The organism is Pseudoalteromonas sp. MelDa3, from assembly GCF_002863625.1.
In the GTDB taxonomy this organism is placed as follows: domain Bacteria; phylum Pseudomonadota; class Gammaproteobacteria; order Enterobacterales; family Alteromonadaceae; genus Pseudoalteromonas; species Pseudoalteromonas arctica.
In genome coordinates this window covers 1-4,034 of sequence record NZ_PJBR01000163.1, presented here as the reverse complement: position 1 = coordinate 4,034, position 4,034 = coordinate 1, and the positions used below count along the sequence as shown (strand labels likewise).

The window sequence follows — 4,034 nt, the reverse complement described above, 5'->3', positions numbered from 1 at the left end:
TATTGCTTTCATTTTTAATATTGCCATTTTGTAGCAATTGGCTTATTTCTGTAGCGCGGCTACTAACATCATCTGCTGTTAGACTAGCTAAACGCTTAAATAAAGTATCCCAATGGTCTGGGTTTAAACCACTGTGGTTTGCTAGTTCATCATGTCCATGTGATTTATCAAGGTATAAAGACAACCACTCAGGCAATTCCGGCATCGCGTTATTGTTAATATACAAGCTGAAAGCGCTCCAATTTATAGTAAATAGCCGTGTTCATAATGATGCTTTAAAAATATTTAGTCATTCCACTTTAAATAATTTCAAAGTGGAATGACACAACTATCAATTATTATTTAAAGTTAGGCTGCCTGCGTAAATCCAAGGTATTTGGATAATCAGGATTACTACTTTCTTCATCAGGTACCACGTATTCACTTGCGCTTTGCGCCGATTGAAAACTATGCGTAACCGCCGATGGGCTCCAGCTTGGTTCTGCTGATGCAAGTAACGATGGTGTATGCCCATGCTCCCAAAATCTTGCAACTCTGCGCCCTTCAGCTTCAAATGCATTAACCGGTAGCGTTTCAGGATTACGACCCCCAGCATGGCTCACATGATATACAAAGCCTCCAACTGAACGACCTTCCCACGTATCGATTAAATCAAAAACTAATGGAGCATGTACGCCAATAGTTGGGTGAAGCGCTGTAGGTGGTTGCCAAGCTCTGTATCGTATACCCGCGACCATTTCATCTTTCGCTTTACCTTTAACCGGTTTAAGCGGCACTCTTCGACCATTACACGTTACAACATAGCGATCGCTCATTGTTCCTTGTACTTTTATTTGTACTCTTTCTAATGACGAATCTACGTAGCGCGCCGTACCCGACGCACTTGCCTCTTCGCCTAGTACATGCCAAGGCTCGATTGCGGTTCTAAGCTCAAGTGTAACGTTATCAAGTTCTCGCGTTCCACATACCGGAAACCTAAATTCAAAAAATGGATTTAACCAACTTAACTGAAATTGAAAACCTGCTTGTTGTAAATCGCGGCTTACTTCAGCTAAATCGTTTTCTACATATTGTGGTAATAAAAACTTGTCGTGTAACTCTGTACCCCAACGTATTAATGGCTTGTGGTAAGGTTTTTTCCAAAACCAAGCAAGTAAAGTACGCAACAGTAGCATTTGCACTAAGCTCATTTGTGAATGTGGAGGCATTTCAAAGCCTCTAAATTCTACAATCCCTAAACGACCTGTGGCTGAGTCGGGTGAATAGAGCTTATCGATACAAAATTCTGCTCTGTGTGTATTACCCGTTAAATCCACTAATAAATTACGCAGTAACCTATCAACTAACCAAGGTTCAGGCACCTCACCTTCGGGCATATGCGAAAAGGCAATTTCTAGCTCGTATAAAACTTCATCACGGGCTTCATCCACTCGCGGCGCTTGGCTTGTAGGACCAATAAAAAGCCCCGAAAATAAATACGACAAACCAGGATGATGCTGCCAATAGGTAATAAAACTTCTTAAAATATCGGGTCTGCGTAAAAATGGGCTTTGCTCAGGTGTTTCGCCACCAAGCGTTACGTGGTTACCACCACCAGTACCAGTATGGCGACCATCTGCCATAAACTTATCGGTACCTAATCGGCATTCTTTTGCTAAACCGTATAACGTTGTGGTTCGACTGACTAATTGATCCCACGATGTTGAAGGATGAATATTTACTTCAATAACACCTGGATCTGGCGTTACAGCGTATTTTTCTACGCGGCTATCTTTAGGTGGGCTATAGCCTTCAATAACAAGCGGCATTTTAAGTTCTTTAGCCACACTCTCTATACTACTTATTAAACCCATGTAATGTTCAAAATGACTTGTTGGTGGCATAAATATATATAAACGCCCCTCTCTCACTTCCATTACAAGCGCAGTTTTAACCATTTCTTTACCAATAAAGCCCTTTTTAAGCTTTTTAGCTTTGGTAAAATTTTCTGGAATATCAAACGGGTCGCGGTCAATAATATTGCCGCTCCACTCAAGGCTGTCTAAAGGTAGGCGATAACCAAGTGGTGATTCACCCGGTAATAAAAAACAATGACCCCGTTTAAACTCCCACGTACACGACTGCCAACAGTTTTTACTATCGTTCCATTTTAAAGGTAGAACATAGCCAACAGGCTTTTCTATGCCTTTATCCATTTTAGCTAAAAAGCCTTTTCGGCTCATTGCATGGAGAAGTTCTGGTTGATCTGGCTTTATTTCGGTAGGTAATGAGGCTTCTTGCCACATGTGATATAAAATATCTTCATAAGCCGTAGTAAGTGCCTTGGTTTCAAGACCAAGTGAGTCACACAGTTTATTAGCAAACTTTTTAGTATCGGTATGATCAAATTTATAATCTTTATTAGGATCGGCTAATAGTGCAGCATCTTGCCATAAAGGCTCACCATCTTTGCGCCAATAACACGCATATTGCCAACGTGGTAATGGCTCACCCGGATACCATTTACCTTGTCCGTAATGAGTAAAGCCACCTTTTGTGTATACTTTATTCATTTCTACAAATAAATTTTGAGCTAATATTCTTTTTTCTTTACCATCGGCATCAGTATTCCACTGAGGATGTTCCATATCGTCAATAGAAATAAACGTAGGTTCGCCGCCCATAGTTAAATGTATGTTTTCTTCATTGTAAACATTGTCAACGTGCTGACCTAAGCGGTTAATTGCCGCCCACTGCGCCTCAGAATACGGCTTAGTAACACGTGGGTCTTCGTGTACACGCGTTACTTTATTATAAAAGCTAAACTCAGATTTACAGTCGTCTATACCGCCGGTTACCGGCGCTGCCGAGCTTGGCTCTGGCGTACACGCCAATGGAATATGACCTTCACCAGCAAATAAACCCGAGGTAGGATCAAGCCCTATCCAACCTGCACCCGGAATATACACCTCGGTCCATGCATGCAAATCGGTAAAGTCTTCTTCTGGACCGCTTGGGCCATCTAGTGATTTTTGATCAGACGTTAGCTGTACTAGGTAGCCCGATACAAATCGAGATGCCAACCCTAAATGACGAAACAATTGTACTAACAACCAAGCAGAATCACGACACGAACCTGTTTTTTTACTTATTGTTTCGTTTGCCGTTTGCACACCGGGTTCTAAACGAATGCCATAACCTACTAATTCATAAATAGCTTGATTAACAGCCACTAAAAAATCAACGCTTCTAAGCGGCTCTTTAGGGTTTAAAGATTCAATTAATTCTTTAAATTTTGGACTGGCTTTGCGTTTTTTTAAATAAGGAGTGAGTTCTGACTTTGAAATAGCATCGTAAACAAACGGGAAGTTTTCGGCGTAATCTTCTAAAAAGAAATCAAAAGGATTAATAACCGTTAGTTCGGCGACCAAATCAACTGTAAAACTAAATTCGGTAGTTGGCTTGTTAAACACCACCCTCGCTTGGTAATTACCAAAAGGGTCTTGTTGCCAATTTATATAGTGATCTTCTGGAACTATTTTTAAAGAATAACTTTTAATTTTTGTACGGCTATGTGGCGCTGGACGTAATCGGAATATATGCGGCCCCATATTAACTGACCGATCGTATTTATACTGAGTATGGTGCGAAATCCCAACTGTAATTGTCATCTATTAATTCCCCTTTAATAATGTATGGCCACAATATAACGCTGAAAATATTATTTGGACTAATTCACCTTTGCAATTTTTATACCAAAAGACTTGCTTAAGTAGTACTGTTCATCCACTCGCGGCTCTTGCACAAAGCAACGTTATGCATAAAGGTTTTGACCTAATTAATAGGAAAAACACACCAATTCAATAAATAGTAAACTTAGTGTAATTTAAACCATCAATTTTAGATTTTTAATGGTGCAGAAAATGCACCAAAATAGTGCTTTAAAATAACTTACAATTAAAGCTAATTAATTTAAAATATTGAAATAAAACAAATAAAGTTAATTTTTCAAAATACTTACTCCGTTATTTATAACGCTAAACGGTTATAATTAA

Annotated in this window: 2 protein-coding genes; both read right to left on the bottom strand. The window is 39.5% G+C overall.

What is annotated here, in order from left to right; all coding sequences use genetic code 11:
- A partial coding sequence (locus CXF89_RS18585; protein ID WP_145990843.1) for a hypothetical protein occupies positions 1 to 226 on the bottom strand: 226 nt, incomplete at its 3' end.
- Between the two features lie 112 nt (positions 227 to 338).
- Positions 339 to 3,650 carry a transglutaminase family protein gene (locus CXF89_RS18580; RefSeq protein WP_121955428.1) on the bottom strand — a complete coding sequence of 1,104 codons (3,312 nt, stop codon included), beginning with the start codon at positions 3,648 to 3,650 and terminating at the stop codon, positions 339 to 341.
- Positions 3,651 to 4,034 lie beyond the last annotated feature (384 nt).

Excerpts from the sequence above, each read along its gene's own strand:
- CXF89_RS18580 (WP_121955428.1), bottom strand. The coding sequence starts at position 3,650 with ATGACAATTACAGTTGGGATTTCGCACCATACTCAGTATAAATACGAT.